Consider the following 22,051-nt stretch of genomic DNA (forward strand, 5'->3'; position numbering starts at 1 on the left):
GGGAAGGTCAGGAGCGCGGCCTGGCCTGGGTCAGGGCGGCTCCCGCCAGGACGATCACCGCGCCGACCGGCGTCGACCAGGCCAGGGACTCGCCGAGCAGGACCACACCGGCGGCCGTGGCGATGACCGGGATGAAGTAGGTGACCATCTGGGCGGTGGTCGGGCCGACCTCGGAGACCAGGCCGTACTGGAGGAGCATGGCGACACCCGTGCCGAGGACGCCCAGGGCTACCACCGCCAGCAGGGGCAGGACCGGGAAGCTGCTCGGCAGGGTCGTGAACAGCGGGGTGACGCAGGCCAGTTGAGCGGTGGCCAGCAGGAGCTGGGCGCCGGTGAGGGACAGGTGCGAGGTGCTGCTGCCGGCCAGCGTGCGGCGGACGTAGATCCAGCCGACCGGGTAGCTGAGGGAGGCCAACAGCGCCATCATGGTGCCCCGCGCGTCCAGGCCGCTGAAGCCCTGCCAGGCGCCGAGCACGGTGAGCACGCCGAGGAAGCCGAGGCCGAGACCGGCGACCCTGACCCGGGTCGGGCGGTCCTCCGAGAGGGCCACCAGGGAGAGTGCCATCCCCCACAGCGGCGAGGTCGCGTTGCAGATGCCCGCCAGCGTGGAGGGGATGGTCAGCTCCGCGTAGGCGAAGAGGGAGAACGGCAGAGCGTTGAGGAGCAGGGCCGCCACCGCGAGATGGCCCCAGGTGCGGGCGCCGCTCGGCAGCCGCTCACGCTTCACCGCCATCGCCACCGCGAGCACCAGCGTGCCGAACAGCAGCCGCCCGAAGGTGACCTGGAACGGCGCGTACGCCTGGGTGCCCACCTTGATCAGAAGGAAGCTGAAGCCCCAGACGAGCGAGAGGAAGGCGAAACGCAGGCGCCAGTCGACGGTGACGCGGGCGCGTCCGGGCAGGGAGGCGGAGGTGCGCGTGGGCGTGGCGGTGGTCATGCGCCCACCATGGCGCCCGGCAATCTTGTAGCACAAGCGAGAATTCATGCGCTAAATCTCGTAGCATCGCTTACATGTTGAATCTGGAGAGGCTGCGTACCCTCGACGCGCTGGCCCGGCACGGTTCGGTCAGCGGGGCGGCCGAGGGGCTGCATGTGACGACCTCGGCCGTCTCGCAGCAGATGGCCAAGCTGGAGCGGGAGGTCGGACAGCGGCTCCTCGCCAAGAACGGGCGGGGCGTGCGCCTCACCGATGCGGGGCGGCTGCTCGCCGAGCACGCCGCGCGCATCCTGTCGCAGGTCGAGCTGGCCCAGGCGGACCTGGAGGCACAGCGCGGGCAGGTCGTCGGCGAACTGCGGCTGGCCGCGTTCCCCACGGCCGTCCGGGGACTGTTCCCCGCCCTCTTCCGCGCACTGCGGGACGACCATCCGGCGCTGCGCGTGCGCTCACGGGAGCTGGAGCCCGAACTCGCCATCCACGCGGTGGTCCGGGGCGACGCCGACCTGGCGGTCGTCCTCGACTGGTACAACAAGCCGCTGCCCGTCCCCGAGGGCCTCGCCAGGGCCGCGATCCTCGACGACCCGGTGGAGGTGGCGCTGCCCGACGACCACCCGCTCGCCGGGCGGGACGAGATCGACCTGCGGGAGCTGGCCGAGGAGCCATGGGTCGTCTGGCCCGAGGGGGAGTTCTGTCACGAATGGCTGCTCTACACCCTGCGTGCCAACGGGATCGAGCCCCAGATCGCCCACCGGGCCGGTGAGCACCACACCCAACTGGCGCTGGTAGCAGCCGGGTTGGGTGTCTGCATCGCACCCCGGCTCGGCCGCGACCCGATGCCGGCCCGGATGCGGACGGTCCCCGTGCGCCCCCGGGTCCACCGGAGCGTCTACGCCGTATGGCGTGCGGACGCCGACCGGCGGCCGTCGATCAGGGCGGCGGTCGAGGCGCTCCGGGCGGCGGGGGCCGCGTGCGGTTCGGGGTGAACGGGCGCCCGCCCCCCTGTCCGGGGACCGGGCCCGGCGGGCGGTGTGCCTCGGGAGGTGCTCCGGCCGGGGTCTATCCCAACTTGCGGAAGTCCCAGGACGCGATCGCGTCCGGCGTCAGGCGTAGCCAGGCGTGTCTGCCGTCGTGCGGCATCTCGTCGATGCCGAAGTTCTTGCGGGCGAACCGCCGCTCCACCTCGACGAGTTCGGGAACCGGCTCGCCCGTGCGAGGTGCCTCGCCCACGAACTCGACGGTGCCGGACAGCTCGGCACCGCGCAGTTCGCCGTACTCCTCGCCCGCGTCGACCACGACGGCGCAGCGCGGATCGCGGCGCAGCGCGGACCACCGCTTGCTGCGGGTGATCGAGTAGAGCCAGAGCGAGGTGCCGTCCCAGACGTACCAGAGCGGGCTGATGTGGGGGGAGCCGTCGGACGAGACCGTCGCGACGCGGCAGGTGCGCTGCGCGCCGAGGAACTCGTCGAGTTCGGCGGGCTCCATCATGATCTTCCGGCCCCGGCGCTGCGTGGCGGTCATGGACATCCCCTTCACTGACGTGGCGTCAGAAGAGCATCGGCCGTCTTCCGTCCATGTGCAAGGGGCGTTACGCTCGCCCGCCCGATCGCCGGCGACAAGGGGAAACGGCATGCCGTCGTACGCCAACGAGGACGCGAGCGACTCCAGGAGACGGCGGGAACTGGACGGGCTGCTCGAACCCGCCACCACCGTCCTGCTCACCGTCGAGTGTCAGCGCGGGGTCGTCGGGCCGGACGGCGCGCTGCCCGAACTCGCCCGCGAGGCACGCTCGTCGGGGGCGCTCGCCAACGTGGCCAGGCTGGTCGACGCGGCCCACGGGAGCGGGGTGCAGGTCATGCACGCCGTCGCCGAACGGCGGCCCGACGGACGGGGGGCCAACCGCAACGCCCGCCTGTTCCGTGCGGCGGAACGGCTGCCCGTACGGCAGTTGACGGGCACCGAGGCCGTTCGGGTCGCCCCGCCCGTCGAGGTCGCCGAGGAGGACCTGGTCGTACGGCGGCTGCACGGGCTGTCGCCGCTGGCGGGCACCGACGTGGACGCGCTGCTGCGCAATCTGGGGTGCCGCACACTGATCGTCACCGGGGTCTCGGCCAACGTGGCCGTGCCGAACGCCGTGTTCGACGCGGTGAACCGCGGCTACCGCGTCGTCGTCCCCGGGGACGCCATCGCGGGGGTGCCTGCCGACTACACCCCCGCGATGATCCGCCACACCCTCGCACTGGTCGCCACGATCGCGACCACCGACGAGGTGCTGGCGTGCCTGACGAGGATCAGGCCAGCGTGATCGAATCACCCGCGACACTGACCTTCTTGGCCGGCAGCGGCTTCGTGGCCGGGCCGCTCTTCACACTGCCGTCGGCGATCGAGAAGTTGCTGTTGTGACAGGGGCAGTTGATCACGCCGTCGGCGATCGACTTCACGGCACATCCGCGGTGGGTGCAGGTGGCGGAGAACGCCTTGTACTGGCCGGCCTCCGGCTGGGTGATGACGACACCCTCGTCTTCGAAGATCTTGCCGCCGCCCTCGGGTATGTCCGAGGTCTTGGCGATCGCCGTGCCGCCGGCGCCGCCGCTCGTGCTGCCGCCGTTCGCCTCCGCGGTCGAGTCGCCGCCCGCCCCCGCTCCGGCACCGGACGAGTTCGAGGTCGAGGTCGACGGGGCGTCCTCCGATCCGCACGCGGTCAGCGCGACGGCGAGTCCTGCCACGCCCGCCGCCGCCATGACGGTGCGACGGCCCGGGATCGAAGCGGGTGTGTTCGTTTCGCTGGTCATGCCGGAGGTTCCTCCCGAGATGGCTCTGCACGGTCGCCCATGGGTACGTCGGGGCTGTGCTCGAACGTTCAGACAGGGTGCACATCCTGACCTGTCCGAGGTCATGCCGACGTCAAAAGCAGCTGTCCGGAAGCTGTCGATCCGGTCCGGCGGCGGACGGGTCGCCTCCGGGTGCCCGCGGCACGCCGGTAGCCTGGGGCGATGCTCAAGGAAGTCAGCGTGACCCGGTACATCACGCCGTTGCGGGAAGGCGGTTCGCTGCCGGGGCTCGTCGAGGCCGACGACCGCGGCACGTACGTCCTGAAGTTCACCGGCGCGGGGCAGGGCCGCAAGACGCTGGTGGCGGAGGTCGTCTGCGGCGAGCTGGCCCGGCGGCTCGGTCTGCGCGTGCCCGGCCTGGTCACCCTCGACCTCGATCCCGTCCTCGGCCTCGGCGAGCCGGACGAGCAGGTGCAGGAGCTGATCAAGTCCAGCGGCGGCACCAACCTGGGCATGGACTTCCTGGCCCGCGCGATCGGCTTCGACCCGCTCGCCTTCGCGGTGAGCCCCGAGGAGGCCGGGCGGGTCGTCTGGTTCGACGCGCTGATCAACAACGTCGACCGATCCTGGCGCAACCCCAACCTGCTGATCCGGAACGGCGAGCTGTGGCTCATCGACCACGGCGCCACCATGATCTGGCACCACCACTGGCCCGGCGCCCGCGCCTCCGCGGCCAAGCCGTACGCCGCCGCCGACCATGCCCTGGCGCGCTTCGCCCCCGATGTCGCCGTGGCCGCCGCCGAGCTCGCGCCTCTCGTCACCGAGGACCTGCTCGCCGAGGTGACCGCCCGGATCCCGGACGTCTGGCTGACCGGCGAACCCGGCTTCGCGACCGCGGACGCGCTGCGGCGGGCGTACGCCGAACCGCTGCTCGCCCGCGCCGCCGACATCCACGAACGCATCGAGGGGATCACGTGAGCGACCGCTTCCTGAGCACCGGGGCGACCGGGCAGGACGTCTACGAGTACGCGCTGCTGCGGGTGGTGCCCAGGATCGAGCGCGGGGAGTGCTTCAACGCGGGCGTCCTCGTCTACAGCCGCTCCCGGGCCCTGGTGGCCGCCCGTACGCATCTGGACGAGGCCAAGCTCCTCGCCCTGGACCCCGGGGCGGACGTGGGGGGCGTACGGGCCGCGCTGCGCGCCGTCGAGGGCGTGTGCGCCGGCGGGGACGCGGCCGGGCAGGCCGCGGGGGACGACGCCGGACGGCGGTTCCGGTGGCTGGTCGCGCCCCGCTCCACGGTCGTCCGGGCGGGGCCCGTGCACACGGGGCTCACCGCGGATCCGGCGGCGGAGGCCGAGCGGCTGCTCGCCCTGCTGGTGAAGTGACGGGCGCGCGGCGCGTCGACGGGCCCGGTCGGGGCCGAGTAAGGGATCACACCTGGTGGAACGTTGACACCGGGTGCCAGGACTTCTAGCGTCACGTGTGCTGAAGGTACTAAGCGGTCGCTCATTCATCGGGGCGTGCCGCAGGAGCCGCACCCCAAGGGCGAGGAGAACCAGCAATGTCCACCACTGAGCAGCGTGTCGCCGTGGTCACCGGTGGCGCGCGCGGCATCGGTGCCGCGACCGCCGTACGACTGGCCGGCGAGGGCCGTGCCGTCGCGGTGATCGACCTCGACGAGGCCGCGTGCAAGGACACCGTCGAGAAGATCACGGCCGCCGGCGGCAAGGCGCTCGCGGTCGGCTGCGACGTCTCCGACGAGGCCCAGGTCGAGGCCGCCGTCACCCGGATCGCCGAGGAGCTGGGCGCCCCGACCATCCTGGTGAACAACGCGGGCGTGCTCCGCGACAACCTGCTGTTCAAGATGGGCGCGTCCGACTGGGACACGGTCATGAACGTGCATCTGCGGGGCGCCTTCCTGATGGCCAAGGCCGTCCAGAAGTACATGGTCGAGGCCAAGTTCGGCCGGATCGTCAACCTGTCCTCGTCGTCCGCGCTCGGCAACCGGGGCCAGGCCAACTACTCCGCCGCCAAGGCCGGTCTCCAGGGCTTCACCAAGACCCTCGCCATCGAACTCGGCAAGTTCGGCGTCACCGCCAACGCCGTGGCGCCCGGCTTCATCGTCACCGACATGACCGCCGCCACCGCCGCCCGCGTCGGCATGGGCTTCGAGGACTTCCAGGCGGCCGCCGCCACCCAGATCCCCGTCCAGCGCGTGGGCCGCCCCGAGGACATCGCCGGCGCCATCGCCTACTTCACCGGCGAGGACGCCGGGTTCGTCTCCGGCCAGGTGCTGTACGTGGCCGGCGGACCGCTCAACTAGGGGAACGGGAACATGACTTCGGTGCAACTCCCCGAACTCTCGGGCAAGGTCGCCCTCATCACCGGCGCCAGCCGCGGCATCGGCCACGGCATCGCCGAGGCCCTCGTCGCGCGCGGCGACCGGGTCTGCATCACCGGCCGCGACGAGGACTCGCTCAAGAAGGCCGTCGAGCAGCTCGGCGCCGACCGGGTCATCGGTGTCGCCGGCAAGGCCCACGACGAGGCCCACCAGGCACGCGCCGTAGAACGCACGATGGACGCCTTCGGCCGCATCGACTTCCTGGTCAACAACGCCGGCACGAACCCGGTCTTCGGGCCGATCGCCGACCTCGACCTCGACGTCGCCCGCAAGGTGTTCGAGACGAACGTCGTCTCGGCCCTCGGCTTCGCCCAGCGGACCTGGCACGCCTGGCAGAAGGAGAACGGCGGCGCGATCGTCAACATCGCCTCCGTCGCCGGGGTCTCCGCGTCGCCGTTCATCGGCGCCTACGGCATCAGCAAGGCCGCCATGATCAACCTGACCCTGCAGCTGGCGCACGAGTACGCGCCCGGGGTCCGGGTCAACGCGATCGCGCCCGCCGTGGTGAAGACCAAGTTCGCGCAGGCCCTCTACGAGGGCCGGGAGGCCGAGGCCGCCGCGGCCTACCCGCTCGCCCGGCTCGGCGTGCCCTCCGACATCGGGGGCGCCGCGGCCTTCCTCACCTCGGAGCAGTCCGACTGGATCACCGGCCAGACGCTCGTGGTCGACGGCGGCATCTTCCTCAACGCGGGGGTCGCCTGACAGAGTACGGCGGGCGCCGGTGCATGCTTCACCGAACATCTCCGGCGCCCGTCCGCACCCCTCACCGGGGCTCGACAACGCCGTCACTCGCGGACTGATCAAGGGCTTCGTCGGCCGAGCGGGAGCAGCTCGCGGGGCCTGCGGTATCGTTCGCCCACTCTTGGTACGGCATTTCGAGGAGCATGCGCGTGTTCAACCGGAACCGATACTTGCCGCCACTCGCGGTGATCGCGTCCATATCCATGGTGACCGGATGTGGTGTGTTCTCCTCGGACGCCCCCGACGACGCGGACCCCATCGTGGTGGGCACCACCAGCGCCCCGAGCACCCTGGACCCGGCCGCGGCCTGGGACAGCTCCTGGGAGCTGATGCGCAACGTCTTCCAACCCCTGCTCGGCTACGCGCCCGGCGGCTCCGACCCCGAGCCCGACGCCGCCGAGAGCTGCGAGTTCACGGACAGCACCAGCACGGTGTACAGCTGCACGCTGCGCGAGGGCCTGAAGTTCTCCAACGGCCACACGCTGGACGCGCAGGCGGTCAAGTACTCGTTCGACCGGATCAAGAAGATCAACGTCAACGGCGGTCCCGCGGGTCTGCTGACCACCCTCTCCCGCGTGCAGACGAAGGGCGACCGCGAGGTCGTCTTCCACCTCAGCCAGCCCGACGCGACCTTCCCGCTGGTGCTCACCACGCCCGCCATGTCGATCGTGGACCCCGCGGACTATCCCGCGGACAAGCTCCGCGAGGGCACCGAGATCACCGGCTCCGGGCCCTACGACCTCGACTCCTACGACGAGGGCAAGAAGGCCGAGCTGGTCGGCAACGAGAACTACAAGGGCCTCGCCGACCGCAAGAACTCCGCCGTCACCATCGAGTACTTCGGGCAGTCGGACCAGATGGTCAAGGCCCTCAAGGACAAGAAGATCTCGGTCATCTACCGGGGTCTGGGCGCCGCGGACATCGTGGACATCCAGACCCACCACGACGACGAGAACCTCCAGATCGTGGAGAGCCCCACCACCGAGATCAGCTACCTGGTGTTCAACCCCAAGGACCCCTGGGCGAAGAACCCCGCGGTCCGCAAGGCGATCGCCCAAGTCCTCGACCGGCCGGCGCTCGCCCACAACATCTACAAGGACACCGTCGAGCCGCTCTACTCCATGATCCCCAGGGGTCTGGTGGGTCACACGACCGGCTTCTTCGACGACTACGGCAACCCCAGCGCGACCAAGGCGAAGTCCATCCTGACCGAGGCGGGCATCACCGAAACGGTTCCTCTCACGCTCTGGTACACCTCGGACCGGTACGGCTCCCAGACCAAGCCGGCCTTCGAGGAGCTGAAGCGGCAGCTGGAGGCGTCCGGCCTGTTCTCGGTCACGCTCAAGAGCCGTCCCTGGAAGACCTACTCGGAGGGCTACCAGAAGGGCGAGTACCCCATCTTCGGGCGTGGCTGGAACCCCGACTTCAACGACGCCGACAACTTCATCGCCCCGTTCGTGGGCGAGCAGAACGCGCTCGGCACCCCGTACAAGACCCCGGAGATCACCGACAAGCTGCTTCCCGAGTCGCGCGCCGAGAGCGACCGCGGGGCCGTCTCCGAGGAGTTCGAGGAGGCCCAGCAGATCCTCGTGGACGACGCCCGTCTGATCCCGCTCTGGCAGGGCAAGGCGTACACGGCCGCGAACGAGGAGATCGCTGGACTGGAGAACGTCATCGACCCCGCGACGATGATGACCATGTGGCAGCTCTCCTGGAAGACCAGCTGGTAATTCCGGGTGCGGGCGCCCGTTGTCAGTGGGCGCCTGTAGGTTCTGTGCTCTGACGGCGGCCGCGCCTCGCGCGGCTGCCCATGGCCGCGTGCTCCGCGGCCGTGAAGTGAGCGCACACCGGAGGAAGTTGACGTGACCGACATCGCCATGCTGCCCGAGTCCTGGCGCGGGGTCCTGGGGGACGAGCTGCAGCAGCCCTACTTCAAGGAACTCACCGAGTTCGTCGAGGAGGAGCGTGCCAAGGGTCCCGTCCACCCTCCCCGTGAGCAGGTCTTCGCCGCACTCGACGCCACGCCGTACGAGAGCGTGAAGGTCCTCGTCCTCGGCCAGGACCCGTACCACGGCGAGGGCCAGGGCCACGGCCTGTGCTTCTCGGTGCGGCCGGGGGTGAAGACCCCGCCCTCCCTGCGCAACATCTACAAGGAGATGCAGGCCGAACTGGGCACCCCGATCCCGGACAACGGTTATCTGATGCCGTGGGCCCAGCAGGGCGTGCTGCTGCTCAATGCGGTCCTCACGGTCCGCTCCGGCGAGGCCAACTCGCACAAGGGCAAGGGCTGGGAGAAGTTCACCGACGCCGTGATCCGCGCGGTCGCCGACCGGCCCGACCCGGCCGTCTTCGTGCTGTGGGGCAATTACGCGCAGAAGAAGCTCCCGCTGATCGACGAGGAGCGCCACATCGTGGTGAAGGGCGCGCACCCCTCGCCGCTGTCGGCCAAGAAGTTCTTCGGCTCCCAGCCGTTCACGCAGATCAACGAGGCCGTCGCCCGGCAGGGCCACGAGCCGATCGACTGGACGATCCCCAACCTCGGCTGACGCGTGGTTCGTCCGCGCTCCACCGCGTGCCGGCCCGTCCGCCGTACGGCCGCCGGGGCGCCCGCGCGGCCGTACGGGGCCGCCTGCCCGGGAATGCCGGTACCTGCCGTTAGCGTCGGGAGGGACAGGCGGACCAGGGGGCGACGAGTGCGGAGGACGCGGTGGAGCGACAGGAGCAGGTGGCACCGGACGCCCTGATGACCCGGATCGGGCAGGCGGTCATGCTGCACCACGGGGGTGACCGCGAGGAGGCCCGGCACCGCCTGCTGCAGCTGTGGGCGGAGATCGGCGAGGACGGCACCCCGCTCCACCGCTGCACGCTGGCGCACTACATGGCCGACACCCAGGACGATCCGGACACCGAGCTGGCCTGGGACCTGCGGGCGTTGTCGGCCGCCGACGAGCTGTCCGGCGGCCGGCGCGCCGGGCACGCCACGGACCGGCCCGCGGTCCGCCTCGCGGACCGCCCCGGGGGCCGTGCCGAGGAGTGCCCGGACGAGCTGGCGGTGCGTGCCTTCTATCCCTCGCTCCACCTCAGCCTCGCCGCCGACTACGCCAAGCTGGGCCGCCCCGCCGCGGCCCGCAGCCATCTGCGGCTGGCCCGGGCCGCGCTGGCCGTGCTGGACGACGGTGTGCACGGCGACGGCATCCGCACCGCGCTGGGCCGCCTGGAGGCCCGGCTCGACGAGGCGGGCCCCGGCGGAGGGGACGTGCCGGGGCCGCCGAGACAGCGGCCCTAGGCTCGCGTGAGAGCGGAGGGGCGCGGATCAGCGCCCGTAGACGTCCCTGCAGATGGCCGCCTGCGGGGTGTCCCTGCCCCAGCCGCCGTACTTGTGGCCGAGCGCGCACACGTCGGAGTTCCCGGGCGGCCGGGCCGGAAGGTTCTCGGGGAGGGGCGGGACGTCGAGGCGCGGCCGGGACCCGGGGGGCGGGCCGTACCGCTCGGGAGGAGCCTGGCGCTTCCCGCGTGGCGGCGGCGCGGGAGCGGGTGCGGCGGGCCGGGGGTCGGTGGAGGCGGTGGCCGGCGCGGCGGGCCCGGGCGTGGTGGGGGCGCTCGGGGCGGGGTTCCTCGGCGGGCCGATCAGCTCCAGCGCCTCCCGCGCCGGCGCCTGCACGATCGCTGTGCCGCCGGTACCGTCCGGGCGGGGCTCGGACGGCAGGGACGGAACGGGCGACGCCTGCGGCGGGGGCGGCCGGTGCGTGGTCACGCAGCCGCTGAGGGCCGAGACGGCCACGGTGACCAGGAGCGTTGCGGTTGCGGTGGTGGTCGGTCGATGCACGCGCGCAACTCTGCTGCGTCCGGGCGACTTTGGGGAGGGTACGGGCGGATGATGCCCCCACACGGGTGACGCCGGGGACCGTGGGCGACGCCGGGGCCGTGGGCGATGCGGGGGCAGGTCCGTTCGGTGGACGCCGGTTCCGTCTCAGTAGCCGGTGGTTCCGTCGAGGCGCTCCCGGAGCAGGTCGGCGTGGCCGTTGTGGCGGGCGTACTCCTCGATCATGTGGGTGTAGATCCAGCGCAGGCTGGGTGCCTCGCCCGTCCGCCGGTGCACGGCCCTGGCGACGTCGGCCGGGGCGAACCCCTCCGCGTTGCGCCGGGCGGCCGCGATCTCCCGCTGCCAGGTGCCGTACGCCTCCTCCCAGGTGTCCGCCTCCGTCAGATGGAACTCCCCGTCCGGGTCCTCCTCGCTGAAGTAGATCGGCCCCCGGTCGTCGTCCACGAGCACCTTGCGGAACCAGATGCGCTCGACCTCCGCCATGTGCCGGACGAGCCCCAGCAGGGACAGCTCCGAGGGCGGCACCGCAGCGGTCCGCAACCGGGCGTCGTCCAGGCCCGCGCACTTGATCGCCAGTGTCTCGCGGTGGTAGTCGAGCCAGCCTTCGAGCATGGTCCGTTCGTCGGCGGTCAGGGAGGGTTCAGTGCGCTCGGTGGTCATGACGGCCATCCTGGCAGTCCCCGTATGCTGCCGACGAGGCAATTCGACGGCACACCGTGGACGGGAGACCCCAGTGAAGGTCGGCTGCATCGGGCTCGGCGACATCGCGCAGAAGGCGTATCTCCCGGTCCTCGGAACCCGGCCGGGGCTCGAACTCCACCTGCAGACGCGGACCCCGGCCACGCTCGCCCGCGTGGCCGACGGCCTGCACCTCCCGCCCGGGCAGCGGCACACCGATCTCGACGCGCTGCTCGGCCAGGACCTGGACGCGGCCTTCGTGCACGCGCCGACCCTGGTCCATCCCGAGATCGTGGAACGGCTGATCGAGGCGGGCGTGCCCACGTACGTCGACAAGCCGCTCGCGTACGAACTCGCCTCCTCGGAACGGCTCGTACGGCTCGCCGAGGAGCGGAACGTCGCGCTCGCCGTGGGCTTCAACCGGCGGTACGCGCCCGGGTACGCCCAGTGCGCCGACCATCCGCGCGAGTTGATCATCATGCAGAAGAACCGCATCGGCCTGCCCGAGCTGCCGCGCACGATGATCCTGGACGACTTCATCCACGTCGTCGACACCCTGCGGTTCCTGGTGCCGGGGGAGGTCGAGGACGTGACCGTGCGGGCCCGCACCGAGGGCGGGCTGCTGCACCATGTCGTCCTGCAGCTCTCCGGGGCCGGGTTCACCGCGCTGGGCGTCATGAACCGGCTCAGCGGTTCGGCGGAGGAGATCCTGGAGGTCTCGGGGCAGGACACCAAACGGCAGGTGGTCAACCTCGCCGAGGTCGTCGACCACAAGGGGCAGCCGTCCGTGCGGCGGCGCGGCGACTGGGTGCCGGTGGCCCGGCAGCGCGGCGTCGAACAGGCCGTCCTCGCCTTCCTCGACGCCGTGGGCGCGGGCAGGGTGCTCAGCGCCCGGGACGCCCTGGCCACTCACGAGCTGTGCGAGCGGGTGGTGCGGGCGGTCGAGGAGGGGTCCGCCGACTGAGCCGCTGGCGGTCGAGGACCCGCCTGCCGCCTCAGCCGCAGGGCCCGTACGCCCTCGACGGCGCCCCACGCGACCAGGACCAGCAGCGCGGCCTGGACCGGCCACTCGCCGAAGCGGACGTACGGCGTCGTACCGCCTGCCATCGGCACCCGGTACACCGCCGCCTCGCTCGCGTCCGTGCCCAGCCACGGGCCGACCCGTTCGCCGGACGGGCCGTACACCGCCGAGACGCCGGTCAGTGTCGCGTGGACCATGGGGCGGCCGGTCTCCGCGGCCCGCAGCGCGGCCAGCGTGGCGTGCTGTTCGGGTGCCCAGCTCTGCTGGAACGACGAGGTCGCCGACTGGGCGAGCAGCAACTCGGCTCCGTCCAGGGCGAGCTGACGGCTCATGTCCGGGAACGCGGACTCGAAGCAGACCATGGGGCCGATCCGCAGTCCCTTCCCGGCGTCGAACACGACCTGCTCGGTGCCGCGCCGGCGGTCCTCGCCGGCCGCCTCGCCGACCGAGGTGGCCCAGCCGAGCAGCGAGCGCATCGGGATGTACTCGCCGAAGGGCACCAGGCGCATCTTGTCGTACCGGTCGCCGGTGGGGCCGTCCGGGCCGACGAGCACCGAACTCTTGTAGATGCCGGGACGGTCGGAGCGGCGGGCGTCGACGTTCACGAGGATGTCGCTGTCCGCCGCGCGGGCCAGCGCGGCGATCCGGTCGGACAGGTCGGGGCGGTCGGCCAGGTCGTGGCCGACACTGCTCTCGCCCCACACGATCAGATCGACGTCCTGTCCGGCGAGCCGCCGGGTGAGCGCCTCCTCACGGGCGAACCGGGCGTCGGGGCCGTCGGTCACGCCGGGCTGGACGACGGCGATCCGCACCTCGCCCCGGACGTCGGGGCGCGGCGACCACAGCCACACCGCCGAGGTCGCGACCGCCACGACGACCAGACCGGCGAGCGCCGGCGCCCGGGACGCCCGTACCGAAACCAGCACGGTGACCGCCACGTTGACGGCCACGACCAGGAAACTGAGCAGCCAGACCCCGCCGACCGAGGCCAGCCGCAGTGCCGCCTCCACCTCCCACTGGCTGGACCCCAGCAGGCCCCAAGGCCCGCCCAGGCCCTGCCAGGAGCGGACGAGCTCGATCATCAGCCAGCCCGAGGGCACGACCAGCAGCGCGGCGGCGACCCGCCCGGACGAGGGCGAACCGGCCAGGAACCTGTGCGCCAGCCATGCCCAGGGCGCCCATAAGGCGCCCAGCAGGCCGGCGATGAGGAAGGTGAAGACGTGGAGGTTCGGCAGCAGCCAGTGGTGCATCGCCAGCATGAACGCGAAGCCGCCGAGCCAGCCGTCGTACGCCGCCCGACGGCCGGTCGGGGCCGCGCGGAGCAACAGGATCCACGGCACCAGTGCCCCGTACGCCGACCACCACAGGCCCGGAGCGGGGAAGGCGAGCACGGGCAGGGCGCCCGCCACGACGACGGCCGACCGTCGCCGCCACGGGGAGGCGATCCAGTCCGGCGTCCTCATACAGCGCCTCCCTGCCACCCGGTGCGTCCCTCCAGTGTGCGCGCCGGGGACGATCTCCGACAGGGGGCGTGGGCGGGGTGGGGATGGTGCGGCGGTGACGGGAGGGAGGAAGGGGACGTGGAGGGGGAAAGGGGTTGGGCCGACTGGAGTACCGGGTGGTGTGCCGCCAGGGGCTGTCGGTGGGGCTGTGCTCTTTGGCCGGGGCGGCTCAGGCCGGGGCGCTCAGGCCGGTGCAGGGCGCTGGGCGGGGGTGAGGCCCTCCGGGGCGCGTCGCCATTTCTCCTGGACGAGGACCTCGCTGAGGCGCCAGCCGTCGGGGGTGCGGGTCACCGCGAAGGCGTAGCGGCCGCCGCAGACGAAGTCGGGGGCGGTGGAGCCGCCGTCGTGTCCGGCGAAGCGCATCGGGTTGATGTAGTCCGCCTGGACCTCGGCGGTGTCGCCGGTGTCCTGCTCCAGGTGTCCGAAGCGCACCCGCCGGTTGACGATCAGATGCTGCCGCATCGGGAAGAGTTCCATACTCCGGGCCAGCCATCCGGCGACCTGGGCGGCGTCGCCCTCGATGCCGCCGGCCGAGCGGTAGTCCGCGCGTCCCCCCGGTGCGAACAGATCCCGGTAGGCCGTCCAGTCCCCGTCGTCCACCGCCACCGCGTACTCGGTGATCAGGCCGTCGACGGCAAGCCGGTCCATCACGGTCGCGAGCTCCACGCGCTGCGTCATCGGCTCAGCTTGGGGCAGGAGCCGGGCCACGCCAAGGGGTGTGCGCGGGGATGGGGGATATGTCAGGGAACGGGGTCAGGGCCAGGGTCAGGTCCAGGTCTGGGGGCGGGGAGCGGGTCCGCGGGGCCCGGCCGTCGATAATCGGTGGCCGTGAGGGGCGGCCCTGATCGAATCTGGTCCCCGTGAAGCAGAACGAACATCGCAGACCGAACGAAGACCTCGCACCGACCGAAGACCTCGCACCGACCGAACCCAAGTTCCGGATCCGTGCCCGTCATACCACCGACACGATCACCGTCTACCAGGCGTACCGCCCGGAGATAGGCGGCCCGGCCGCGCGCGACGGCCGTTTTCCGGCCGCGTGGAAGCGGGACCGGATGACATGGATCAAGCCCTCCTTCCTGTGGATGATGTACCGCTGCGGCTGGGGCATGAAGGAAGGTCAGGAGACCGTGCTGGCCGTGGAGATCGGCCGGGAGGGCTTCGAATGGGCCTTGCGGCACGCGTGTCTGTCGCACTTCGTGCCTGAGCTGCATACGGACCAGGCGGAGTGGAAGCGCCGGTTGAGGCGGGCGCCGGCGCGGGTGCAGTGGGATCCGGAGCGGAGCCTGCGTCTCGGTCCGCTGCCGTACCGGTCCCTCCAGCTGGGGCTGGTGGGCGAGGCTGCGGCCAGGTACGCCGACGAGTGGATCGTCGGGATCGAGGACGTGACGCCGCTCGCCCGGGAGGTGCACGGTCATGTGCGGGCGGGGGCGTTGGACCGCGCCGCCGCGCTGCTGCCGCAGGAGCCGCCGTACCCGGTGGCGGAGGACGTGCTGGCCCATCTGCGTTGAGGTTCGCGGGGCGCGGCCCCGGGTGGGATCGCCTACTCGGCGGGCTGCCGCGCCGACCGTCGCAGGGCGTCCGTGACGGTGAGGAACAGGGCGCTGTCCGGCACGCCGGAGACGGGTTCCCGTGCGGCCGGCTTGCGTTCACCGGTGACCAGGACGTGGATGGTCGAACCCAGCAGGTCGACTTCGCCGATCGTCTCCCAGGCCAGGTACCGGCCCCCGTGCTCCAGCCCGGCCAGGCTCACCGTGAACGGGCCGAACGCCGCGCGCCCGCCACTCTCCAGCACCGTGGCGAGTTCGGCCAGCTGCGCTCGCGCTTCCTCCTCCGCGCCCTGGCTCTGCGCCGTGAGCCAGCCGTCCGCGATGAGGGTTCCCACCTGCTGCGCCTCGGGGGTGTCGCCCGACACCATGAAATTGCCGGCCGGCATCTGGACGTGCACGGAATGCGTGGTCGCCACCGTGATCCCGTTGCGTTCCTGCTCCGTCACATGGCGCTGGCATCCGGTGATCTCGTCCCAGGACCCGGCGATCGGCGGCCGCGAACCGTACTGGTAGACCACGCCGCCCGCGAAGACACCGCACCAGGCGACCGGGCGGAACCGTGCGGCCAGGGGGACGGCGATCGCTCCCAGGAAGGAGCCCGCGCCGAGGACGATGAAGAGGATCGCGTTCGTCCACTCGCTCTCACCACTGATGACGAAGACCATCATCACGCAGAACGCGGTGACCAGGAGCAGCATGAACGCGCCCCACCAGGACACCGAACTCGTCCGGGTGCGAAAGGCGTACCGGCCGTCACCGAGCTGACGCTCCGCCGCCGCTGCCGTCACTGTCGCCGGGATCTCGTCCCACAGGTTTCGGGCCATCGTCGCCACCCCCGCCGTACGTGCCGTTCACCCTCAACAGGCTTTTCCCCGAGCCGAGTTGAAGATCGGAATGTGACTCGGGATGCTACGGCGTCCGGCTGAAAAGCGGTAGGTGTCTCAGTGCCCGGCCGGGGCGCACGGGACGGCGTGCTCAGTGCCCGCTGAACTGCGCGCCGGTGGGCTGGACGACGTTCGGCCGCACCGCGATCTTGTCGACGGTGAGCTGCTCCCCGTAGATGTCGGTGATCCTGAGGGCGCCGCCGCACCCGCCGCCCTGTTCGGAGAGGAAGTAGTTGTACTCGGTTCGCGGCAGCCGGGTCCAGGAGCCTGAGGCGCGGACCTCCAGCCGTGCCACCGGGTTGCGGTGGCCGATCACCTGGATACCGCACCAGTACGCGCTGGAGCCCGTCTTGTACCGGATGGAGATCCGCTCGGAGGTGTCCGGGCTCAGCAGGCTCCATGTGATCGGGATCTGTCCCTGCGAGGGGGCCGCGAGCTTGGCGAACGCCTCAGCGCTGAGGTCGAGTTGGCCGGGCCGGCAGGGCGCCGGGCACTCGTTGGTGATGCGGACCGTCACGGTGGCCCCGCTCGCCGCGCGGACCCGGACGTAGGCCCCGCATGCCTGGGAGACCTCGTAGTCGGTGGTGTTCATCGCCGCCGTCATGACGTCGGAGCTCGGGTCGTACGAGCAGGCTCCGCTGCCGTCACTGTCGTAGAAGGTGGCGATGCCCTTGTAGTCGACCCCGGGACGGATCCGCCCGGCAAGCTGTCCCGACGCGGAACCGGCCTGCCGGGTGACGGCGGGCTCCGGCGGAGTGGGCGCGGGGGACCTGCGTGCCCGCTCGGTGCTTTTCGAGGCGGACGGGGACGGGGACTTCGACGGCGTGGCCTTCGGCTTCCGCTTCCGCTTCGGTTCCTCGGGGGAGGGTGCGGTCGCCTCGGGGGTGGTCGCGGCGGGTGCGGCGCCGACCTTCTCGGACGCCTCGGTGCCGCTGTCGCGGTCGGGGCCGAAGGCGATGACGAGCGACGCGGCGAGTCCGGCGACCGCGACGGCGGCGACGGATATGAGGGCGGTGCGCCGCTTCGGACGGCGGGAGGAGCGGTGGGAACGGGCTGCCACGGTCAAGTCCTTCGGTTCTGTGCGTGGTTCTTGCGTGGTTCTGTGCGTGGTCCGGATCCGAAAAGGGGTGGTTCAGGAGCATCGGTGATGTGTGTGAGGCTCGTGTGGAGGAGCTTTGCACTCCTGGGTTGCCGCCGGGGCCGGAATGGTTGCCCTCGCTGTGAGCTGTCGGCCGGGCTGCGATCGTAGGATGATCGATCGCCGAGTCTTGGGGAGGTTGGGATGTCACGTCCGGTCACGGTGGTCACCGGTGGAAGCCGGGGGATCGGTGCGGCGACCTGCCTGCGGCTCGCGGCGGACGGCCACGACGTCGTCGTGGGGTACGTGAACGACGGGGCTGCCGCCGAGTGGATCGCGACGGGGGCGCGGGCGAACGGGGCGCGCTGTGTCACGGTGCGGGTGGACACCTCGGTGGAGGCCGACGTGGACCGTCTCTTCGAGACCGCGGCGGAGCGGCTCGGACCGGTGACGGGGCTCGTCAACAACGCCGGGGTGACCGGCCCGTTCGGCAGGCTCGCGGACACCGGCACCGATGTGCTGCGGCGGGTGGTCGAGGTCAATCTCCTCGGCGTGCTGCTGTGTTCGCGCCGGGCGGCGAAGGTGATGGCCGCCTCGGGGAGCGGAGTCATCGTGAACGTGTCCTCGGCGGCGGCCACGCTGGGCAGCCCCGGCGAGTACGTCCACTATGCGGCGACCAAGGCGGCGGTGGACGCGTTGACGACGGGGCTCGCGAAGGAACTGGGGCCCGACGGCATCCGGGTCAACGCGGTCGCCCCCGGAGTGATCGACACGGAGATCCACGCGCGGATGGGGGACCCGGAGCGGGCCGAGCGTATCGCCGCGTCCGTCCCCCTCCGGCGGCCCGGCCGCGCCGACGAGATCGCCTCGGCCATCGCCTGGCTCATGTCCCCGGAGGCGTCGTACACGACGGGCGCGGTGCTGAGGGTGTCGGGCGGCCGCTGACGTTCGCGCCGCGGGTGGGCGGGGTTGTCGGACGGCGGGAGGGTTGTGGGGGCCGGTCGCGCAGTTCCCCGCGCCCCTGTCGGGGGTGGCGTCGGCCGGGGGTTGTTCGTTCGGCGGGGCTGATGGTGAGGTGTGGGGATTCCGTCGTCGGTCGGCCGGCGGGTTTGTGGGGGCTGGTCGCGCAGTTCCCCGCGCCCCTGGCGGAGGTGGCGTCGGCCGGTGGTTGTCCGGTCGGCGGGGCGTGGGGCTGGTCGCGCAGTTCCCCGCGCCCCTGTCGGGGGTGGCGTCGGCCGGGGGTTGTTCGTTCGGCGGGGCTGGTGGTGAGGCGGGCTGTCAGATGGCCGGGTTCTGTTTGGTGCGCAGGCGCTGGAACGCGGTCGGGGTGGGGCGGTCGGCCAGGAAGTCCTTGATGCGGGCGGCGCACCGGCGCGGATCCGCCCGGCTCGTGTCGCACTCGATGTCGTAGAGGCCGTGCGCGTGCACCTGGGCCAGCTGTCGCGCGGCCAGCCCCGGCGGCCGGTCGCCCCGCTCTCGCTCGCGTCGTTCGAGTTCGGCGCGGGGGCAGTGCACCCCGACGAACACCACGTCCTGCGGTACGAAGAGGTCGAGGCAGTCCCGCAGCCGCCATTCCGCGCTCAGGACGTGGTCCATGACGACCTGGTTGCCCGCGGCGGCCATGCCGGCGATCGCGCGGTGATAACCCCGCCAGGTGTCGTGCAGCACGGCGGGGAGCCGGTCGGCGGGAATCTCCCGGCCGGTCCGCATGGCGTGGAACGCGTCGACCGGGATGTGGAAGGACGGCTCGTCGAGAATGCGGAGCAACTCCGCGGCGATGCTCGACTTGCCCGAACTGGACGTCCCGTTGAGGAAGATGATGAGGCCGCCGCTGCCGCCCGCCGGCTCGTCGGTGTCCACGGCCGGCCGTACGGGTGTCACGCGGCTTCGACGACGTCTTCGCGCATCGCCGCGGCCCACTCCGCGACCAGCAGCTCGTACTCGGCACGCTCCTCGGCCGACAGTGACCCGCCGGCACGCCGCCACAGGGCGCGGATCCGGTCGTTCAGGTCGGCGGCGGACCGTACGGAACCACACGCAAGAGGATGATCGGGGGACATGCCGACCAGAGTAGGCGCCCGCACTGACCGTGCGCTACAGGGCGGCTACGGATGCCGTATGTGCTTGGTCACTGAAGGGAGTTGGGCGGACCGGACCGTGTCAGCCCGCCGACTCGCCCGCGTGCGGGCTCAGGACGCCCATCGACACCAGGACGACGATGACGATGCCGAGCGCGATGCGGTACCAGACGAACGGCATGAAGCTCTTGGTGGTGATGAACTTCATACACAAGTTTATGACGACTTTGCTCCACCCGACTTGACCTGCGGTTTTCCACCACTTTCAAGATCGAATGTGAGAGCAGTGGGAGACGGCACCTTCCAGTGCTCTCCTTCGCTGGCCACGAAACGCAGCCACCTGGTGTGCAGCGAACCTGCAGTCTCCGGTTTGCAGCGAACCTGCAATCTCCTGCTCCATGGCCAGGGCAACGTGCGAGTAGAGACCATCCACGCCGGCGACCTCGCGGCCCATGCGCTTCTCCACGGCGATGCGACTGTGTCGATCTTCGTCCAGCCACTCCTTGCCGCCGTGACGAAGCAGGTACAGCCGCTTTCCGGCGTACGCGGTTGCGGGGAACTGGCCCCTGACCCGCGGCCAAACTGTCCGACAAGGCCCTGGCCGCAGTGCGTGCCCCGGTCGCTCAACAGCCCGGATGAGATTTTCGGCAAGGGCAGGATGCATGAGACCGACTGGGACGATGAGGACGACAACGTGCCCCGGATGAGCTGATCGGCAAGCGAAGATCTGTGCGGCAGTGACCTGCATGCCCTGGCGGTCGCCGGAGGCGCTCCAGCGGTCACCGCACTCCGGCGGGCGCTGGCCGCGTTTCTGCGTCTGCCCGCCGGGTGATCCCCGCACCGGGGCACCGCTGCTCTGGCACTCGTGCCCGTACGGGGCGGTGTAGCCGGTGGTCGGGTGCACGGTCGCCTCAGGTTGTCGGTGCCGTCGGCTAGCGTGCGCGGTATGCGCTACTTCAATACGGCCGGGCCGTGCGTCCCCACGCGTCACTACATGGTGCCGGCCCAGGAGCGGCTGCCCAGGGCCCGCGGGTACATCGAGCAGGGCCAGTACTTCGTGGTGCACGCGCCACGGCAGACCGGGAAGACGACGGTGCTGGCGGCGATGGCCCGGGAACTGACGGCATCGGGCCGGTACGCGGCGCTGCACTTCTCGTGCGAGAGCGGGGAGGTGGCCGGGGAGGACTACGGCCAGGCCGAGCTGCTGGTGCTGGAGGCGATTCGGCGGTCCGCGGAGTCCGCTGGGCTTCCTGATGAGCTCGCGCCCCCCGCATCCTGGCCCGACGCGGTGCCCGGGTCCCGGCTCACGCGGGGGCTGGCTGAGTGGGTGCGGAGCTGTCCGCGTCCGCTGGTGCTGTTCTTCGACGAGATCGACGCGCTGCGGGGGCAGAGCCTGCGCAGTGTGCTGCGCCAGTTGCGCGATGGCTTCACCGTCAGCCGTGGCGGCTTCCCGCATGCGGTAGTGCTGTGCGGGCTGCGGGATGTGCGTGACTACAAGGCGGCCTCGGGCGGGGATCCGGGGCGCCTTGGTACGTCGAGTCCGTTCAACATCAAGGTGGCGTCGCTGCGGTTGGGCGACTTCACCGAGGCCGAGGTCGCCGAGCTGTACGGGCAGCACACCACGCAGACGGGCCAGGATTTCACGGTGGATGCGCTGGAGTGTGCCTTCGGCTTTACCCAGGGACAGCCGTGGCTGGTCAACGCGCTGGCCCGGGAGGTCGTCGAGGAGATGGGAGTGCCGTCGGACACGCCGATCACGGCCGAGCACATGGAGGAGGCGAAGGAGCGGCTGATCCTGGCGCGTGCGACGCATCTGGACTCGCTGGCCGCCAGGTTGGGCGAGGACCGGGTACGGCGGGTGATCCAGCCGGTGATCGCGGGCGAGCTGCTCCTGCCGACGGACACGTACGACGACGATCTGGCGTACGTGCGCGACCTGGGGTTGGTCGCTCCGGACGCGCCGGTGCGGGTGGCCAATCCGATCTACCAGGAGGTCATTGTCCGGGTCCTGGGGAACAACACGGAGGGCCAGGTCGTCGCCGCCCCGAGCAGCTTCCGGCTGCCGGACGGCCGGATCGACATGGACAAGCTGCTGTGCTCCTTTGCCGAGTTCTGGCGGGAGAACGGCGAGATCCTGGCCACCGCCTCGACCTACCCGGAGGCCGCGGCACAGCTGGTGATGATGGCCTACCTGCACCGGATCGTGAACGGGGCGGGTTTCATCGACCGGGAGTACGGGATCGGCCGGCGGCGCGTGGACCTGCTGATCCGCCAGCCCTACACCGCTGCCGACCGTTCGCGGGCGGTGCAGCGCGAGGCGCTGGAGCTGAAGGTGTGGCGCCAGGGCCGCACCGACCCACTCGCCGAGGGGCTGGCACAGTTGGACGACTACCTGGACCGCATGGAGCTGTCCACGGGCACCCTCGTCGTCTTCGACACCCGCCCGCAAGCAGCCACGGTCCACGAGCGCACCGCCTTCTCGCAGCAGACCACGCCCTCCGGGCGCACCGTCACCCTGCTGCGCGCCTGACGGCCGGGAGTCAGCCAGGAGCGCCCCCGGATCTTCCTCCCGTGGCCGTGTTCCCGGAGC

Annotated in this window: 25 protein-coding genes and 1 pseudogene; 14 read left to right on the forward strand and 12 right to left on the reverse strand. The window is 71.4% G+C overall.

Annotated elements, in window-relative coordinates:
* Nucleotides 1–7: 7 nt before the first annotated feature.
* Nucleotides 8–937 carry a DMT family transporter gene (locus SCAB_RS36635; RefSeq protein ID WP_013005150.1) on the reverse strand — a complete coding sequence of 310 codons (930 nt, stop codon included), beginning with the start codon at nt 935–937 and terminating at the stop codon, nt 8–10.
* Between the two features lie 74 nt (nt 938–1,011).
* Between SCAB_RS36635 and SCAB_RS36640 the strand changes: the two genes are divergently transcribed.
* Entirely contained in the window at nt 1,012–1,920 is a 909-nt protein-coding gene (locus SCAB_RS36640) for a LysR family transcriptional regulator (RefSeq protein ID WP_013005151.1), read from the forward strand.
* Nucleotides 1,921–1,993: 73 nt separating this feature from the next.
* On the opposite strand, the gene SCAB_RS36645 is transcribed toward SCAB_RS36640, so the two are convergent.
* A complete protein-coding gene (locus SCAB_RS36645) occupies nt 1,994–2,455 on the reverse strand; it encodes a pyridoxamine 5'-phosphate oxidase family protein (protein WP_037729353.1) in 462 nt (153 codons plus the stop codon).
* A 109-nt stretch (nt 2,456–2,564) separates the two neighbouring features.
* Between SCAB_RS36645 and SCAB_RS36650 the strand changes: the two genes are divergently transcribed.
* The gene (locus SCAB_RS36650) at nt 2,565–3,239 is read left to right on the forward strand and encodes a cysteine hydrolase (protein ID WP_013005153.1); all 675 of its coding nucleotides are present in this window, start codon (nt 2,565–2,567) and stop codon (nt 3,237–3,239) included.
* Here SCAB_RS36650 and SCAB_RS36655 read toward each other — a convergent pair.
* Nucleotides 3,226–3,726, reverse strand: coding sequence for a Rieske (2Fe-2S) protein (locus SCAB_RS36655; protein ID WP_037729138.1), 501 nt, complete (start codon nt 3,724–3,726; stop codon nt 3,226–3,228). The two genes, SCAB_RS36650 and SCAB_RS36655, sit on opposite strands and share 14 nt — an antisense overlap.
* Before the next feature lie 201 nt (nt 3,727–3,927).
* On the opposite strand from SCAB_RS36655, the gene SCAB_RS36660 reads away from it, so the two are divergent.
* The 7 genes from SCAB_RS36660 (at nt 3,928) to SCAB_RS36690 (ending at nt 10,133) form a co-directional block, all read left to right on the forward strand.
* The gene (locus tag SCAB_RS36660) at nt 3,928–4,683 is read left to right on the forward strand and encodes a HipA family kinase (protein ID WP_013005155.1); all 756 of its coding nucleotides are present in this window, start codon (nt 3,928–3,930) and stop codon (nt 4,681–4,683) included.
* The gene (locus SCAB_RS36665) at nt 4,680–5,090 is read left to right on the forward strand and encodes a DUF3037 domain-containing protein (protein ID WP_013005156.1); all 411 of its coding nucleotides are present in this window, start codon (nt 4,680–4,682) and stop codon (nt 5,088–5,090) included. Before SCAB_RS36660 ends, SCAB_RS36665 begins: the two co-directional genes overlap by 4 nt.
* 176 nt (nt 5,091–5,266) lie before the next feature.
* The gene (fabG, locus tag SCAB_RS36670) at nt 5,267–6,028 is read left to right on the forward strand and encodes a 3-oxoacyl-ACP reductase FabG (RefSeq protein ID WP_013005157.1); all 762 of its coding nucleotides are present in this window, start codon (nt 5,267–5,269) and stop codon (nt 6,026–6,028) included.
* Nucleotides 6,029–6,040: 12 nt separating this feature from the next.
* Nucleotides 6,041–6,808, forward strand: coding sequence for an SDR family oxidoreductase (locus tag SCAB_RS36675; protein WP_013005158.1), 768 nt, complete (start codon nt 6,041–6,043; stop codon nt 6,806–6,808).
* A gap of 188 nt (nt 6,809–6,996) precedes the next feature.
* The gene (locus SCAB_RS36680) at nt 6,997–8,577 is read left to right on the forward strand and encodes an ABC transporter substrate-binding protein (protein WP_037729140.1); all 1,581 of its coding nucleotides are present in this window, start codon (nt 6,997–6,999) and stop codon (nt 8,575–8,577) included.
* 132 nt (nt 8,578–8,709) lie between these two features.
* Entirely contained in the window at nt 8,710–9,393 is a 684-nt protein-coding gene (locus SCAB_RS36685; protein ID WP_013005160.1) for a uracil-DNA glycosylase, read from the forward strand.
* 197 nt (nt 9,394–9,590) lie between these two features.
* Nucleotides 9,591–10,133, forward strand: a complete 543-nt coding sequence (locus tag SCAB_RS36690; RefSeq protein WP_049875893.1) for a hypothetical protein — start codon at nt 9,591–9,593, stop codon at nt 10,131–10,133.
* Nucleotides 10,134–10,160: 27 nt separating this feature from the next.
* Here SCAB_RS36690 and SCAB_RS36695 read toward each other — a convergent pair whose 3' ends face one another.
* Together SCAB_RS36695 and SCAB_RS36700 are read right to left on the reverse strand one after the other, a co-directional pair.
* A complete protein-coding gene (locus tag SCAB_RS36695) occupies nt 10,161–10,673 on the reverse strand; it encodes a lipoprotein (RefSeq protein WP_013005162.1) in 513 nt (170 codons plus the stop codon).
* Between the two features lie 144 nt (nt 10,674–10,817).
* A complete protein-coding gene (locus SCAB_RS36700) occupies nt 10,818–11,330 on the reverse strand; it encodes a DinB family protein (RefSeq protein WP_013005163.1) in 513 nt (170 codons plus the stop codon).
* Nucleotides 11,331–11,403: 73 nt separating this feature from the next.
* On the opposite strand from SCAB_RS36700, the gene SCAB_RS36705 reads away from it, so the two are divergent.
* Nucleotides 11,404–12,312, forward strand: a complete 909-nt coding sequence (locus SCAB_RS36705; RefSeq protein WP_013005164.1) for a Gfo/Idh/MocA family protein — start codon at nt 11,404–11,406, stop codon at nt 12,310–12,312.
* Here the strand turns inward: SCAB_RS36705 and lnt are convergent.
* Together lnt and SCAB_RS36715 are read right to left on the reverse strand one after the other, a co-directional pair.
* On the reverse strand, nt 12,258–13,832 hold the full coding sequence (gene lnt / locus SCAB_RS36710) for an apolipoprotein N-acyltransferase (RefSeq protein ID WP_013005165.1): 1,575 nt from the start codon (nt 13,830–13,832) through the stop codon (nt 12,258–12,260). The genes SCAB_RS36705 and lnt overlap by 55 nt on opposite strands.
* Nucleotides 13,833–14,054: 222 nt before the next feature.
* Nucleotides 14,055–14,549, reverse strand: a complete 495-nt coding sequence (locus SCAB_RS36715; protein ID WP_013005166.1) for a nuclear transport factor 2 family protein — start codon at nt 14,547–14,549, stop codon at nt 14,055–14,057.
* Between the two features lie 182 nt (nt 14,550–14,731).
* Between SCAB_RS36715 and SCAB_RS36720 the strand changes: the two genes are divergently transcribed.
* Complete coding sequence (locus SCAB_RS36720; RefSeq protein WP_013005167.1) at nt 14,732–15,382, forward strand: DUF4291 domain-containing protein; 651 nt, start codon at nt 14,732–14,734, stop codon at nt 15,380–15,382.
* 32 nt (nt 15,383–15,414) lie between these two features.
* On the opposite strand, the gene SCAB_RS36725 is transcribed toward SCAB_RS36720, so the two are convergent.
* Both SCAB_RS36725 and SCAB_RS36730 read right to left on the reverse strand, forming a co-directional pair.
* The gene (locus tag SCAB_RS36725) at nt 15,415–16,245 is read right to left on the reverse strand and encodes a DUF6585 family protein (protein WP_041670070.1); all 831 of its coding nucleotides are present in this window, start codon (nt 16,243–16,245) and stop codon (nt 15,415–15,417) included.
* Between the two features lie 151 nt (nt 16,246–16,396).
* Nucleotides 16,397–17,365: an expansin EXLX1 family cellulose-binding protein gene (locus SCAB_RS36730; protein ID WP_013005169.1), complete on the reverse strand. Its 969-nt coding sequence runs from the start codon at nt 17,363–17,365 to the stop codon at nt 16,397–16,399.
* Nucleotides 17,366–17,587: 222 nt separating this feature from the next.
* Here SCAB_RS36730 and SCAB_RS36735 point away from each other — a divergent pair, with 222 nt between their 5' ends.
* Nucleotides 17,588–18,328 (forward strand): SDR family NAD(P)-dependent oxidoreductase, encoded by a 741-nt coding sequence (locus tag SCAB_RS36735; protein WP_013005170.1) that lies wholly within the window; start codon nt 17,588–17,590, stop codon nt 18,326–18,328.
* A gap of 333 nt (nt 18,329–18,661) precedes the next feature.
* Here SCAB_RS36735 and SCAB_RS36740 read toward each other — a convergent pair whose 3' ends face one another.
* From SCAB_RS36740 to SCAB_RS45535, 3 genes and pseudogenes are all read right to left on the reverse strand, one after another.
* Nucleotides 18,662–19,264, reverse strand: coding sequence for a chloramphenicol phosphotransferase CPT family protein (locus SCAB_RS36740; protein WP_013005171.1), 603 nt, complete (start codon nt 19,262–19,264; stop codon nt 18,662–18,664).
* Nucleotides 19,261–19,443, reverse strand: a complete 183-nt coding sequence (locus SCAB_RS36745; protein WP_013005172.1) for a hypothetical protein — start codon at nt 19,441–19,443, stop codon at nt 19,261–19,263. The genes SCAB_RS36740 and SCAB_RS36745 overlap by 4 nt, the downstream gene beginning before the upstream one ends.
* A gap of 100 nt (nt 19,444–19,543) precedes the next feature.
* Nucleotides 19,544–19,684, reverse strand: a pseudogene (locus SCAB_RS45535) (undecaprenyl-diphosphatase); the annotation flags it as partial.
* A gap of 63 nt (nt 19,685–19,747) precedes the next feature.
* Here SCAB_RS45535 and SCAB_RS46705 point away from each other — a divergent pair.
* Nucleotides 19,748–20,173 (forward strand): hypothetical protein, encoded by a 426-nt coding sequence (locus tag SCAB_RS46705; RefSeq protein ID WP_143673463.1) that lies wholly within the window; start codon nt 19,748–19,750, stop codon nt 20,171–20,173.
* 234 nt (nt 20,174–20,407) lie between these two features.
* Entirely contained in the window at nt 20,408–21,991 is a 1,584-nt protein-coding gene (locus SCAB_RS36755; RefSeq protein ID WP_225966632.1) for an ATP-binding protein, read from the forward strand.
* The last annotated feature ends 60 nt before the right edge of the window (nt 21,992–22,051 follow it).

It is taken from the genome of Streptomyces scabiei 87.22, from assembly GCF_000091305.1.
Taxonomy (GTDB): domain Bacteria; phylum Actinomycetota; class Actinomycetes; order Streptomycetales; family Streptomycetaceae; genus Streptomyces; species Streptomyces scabiei.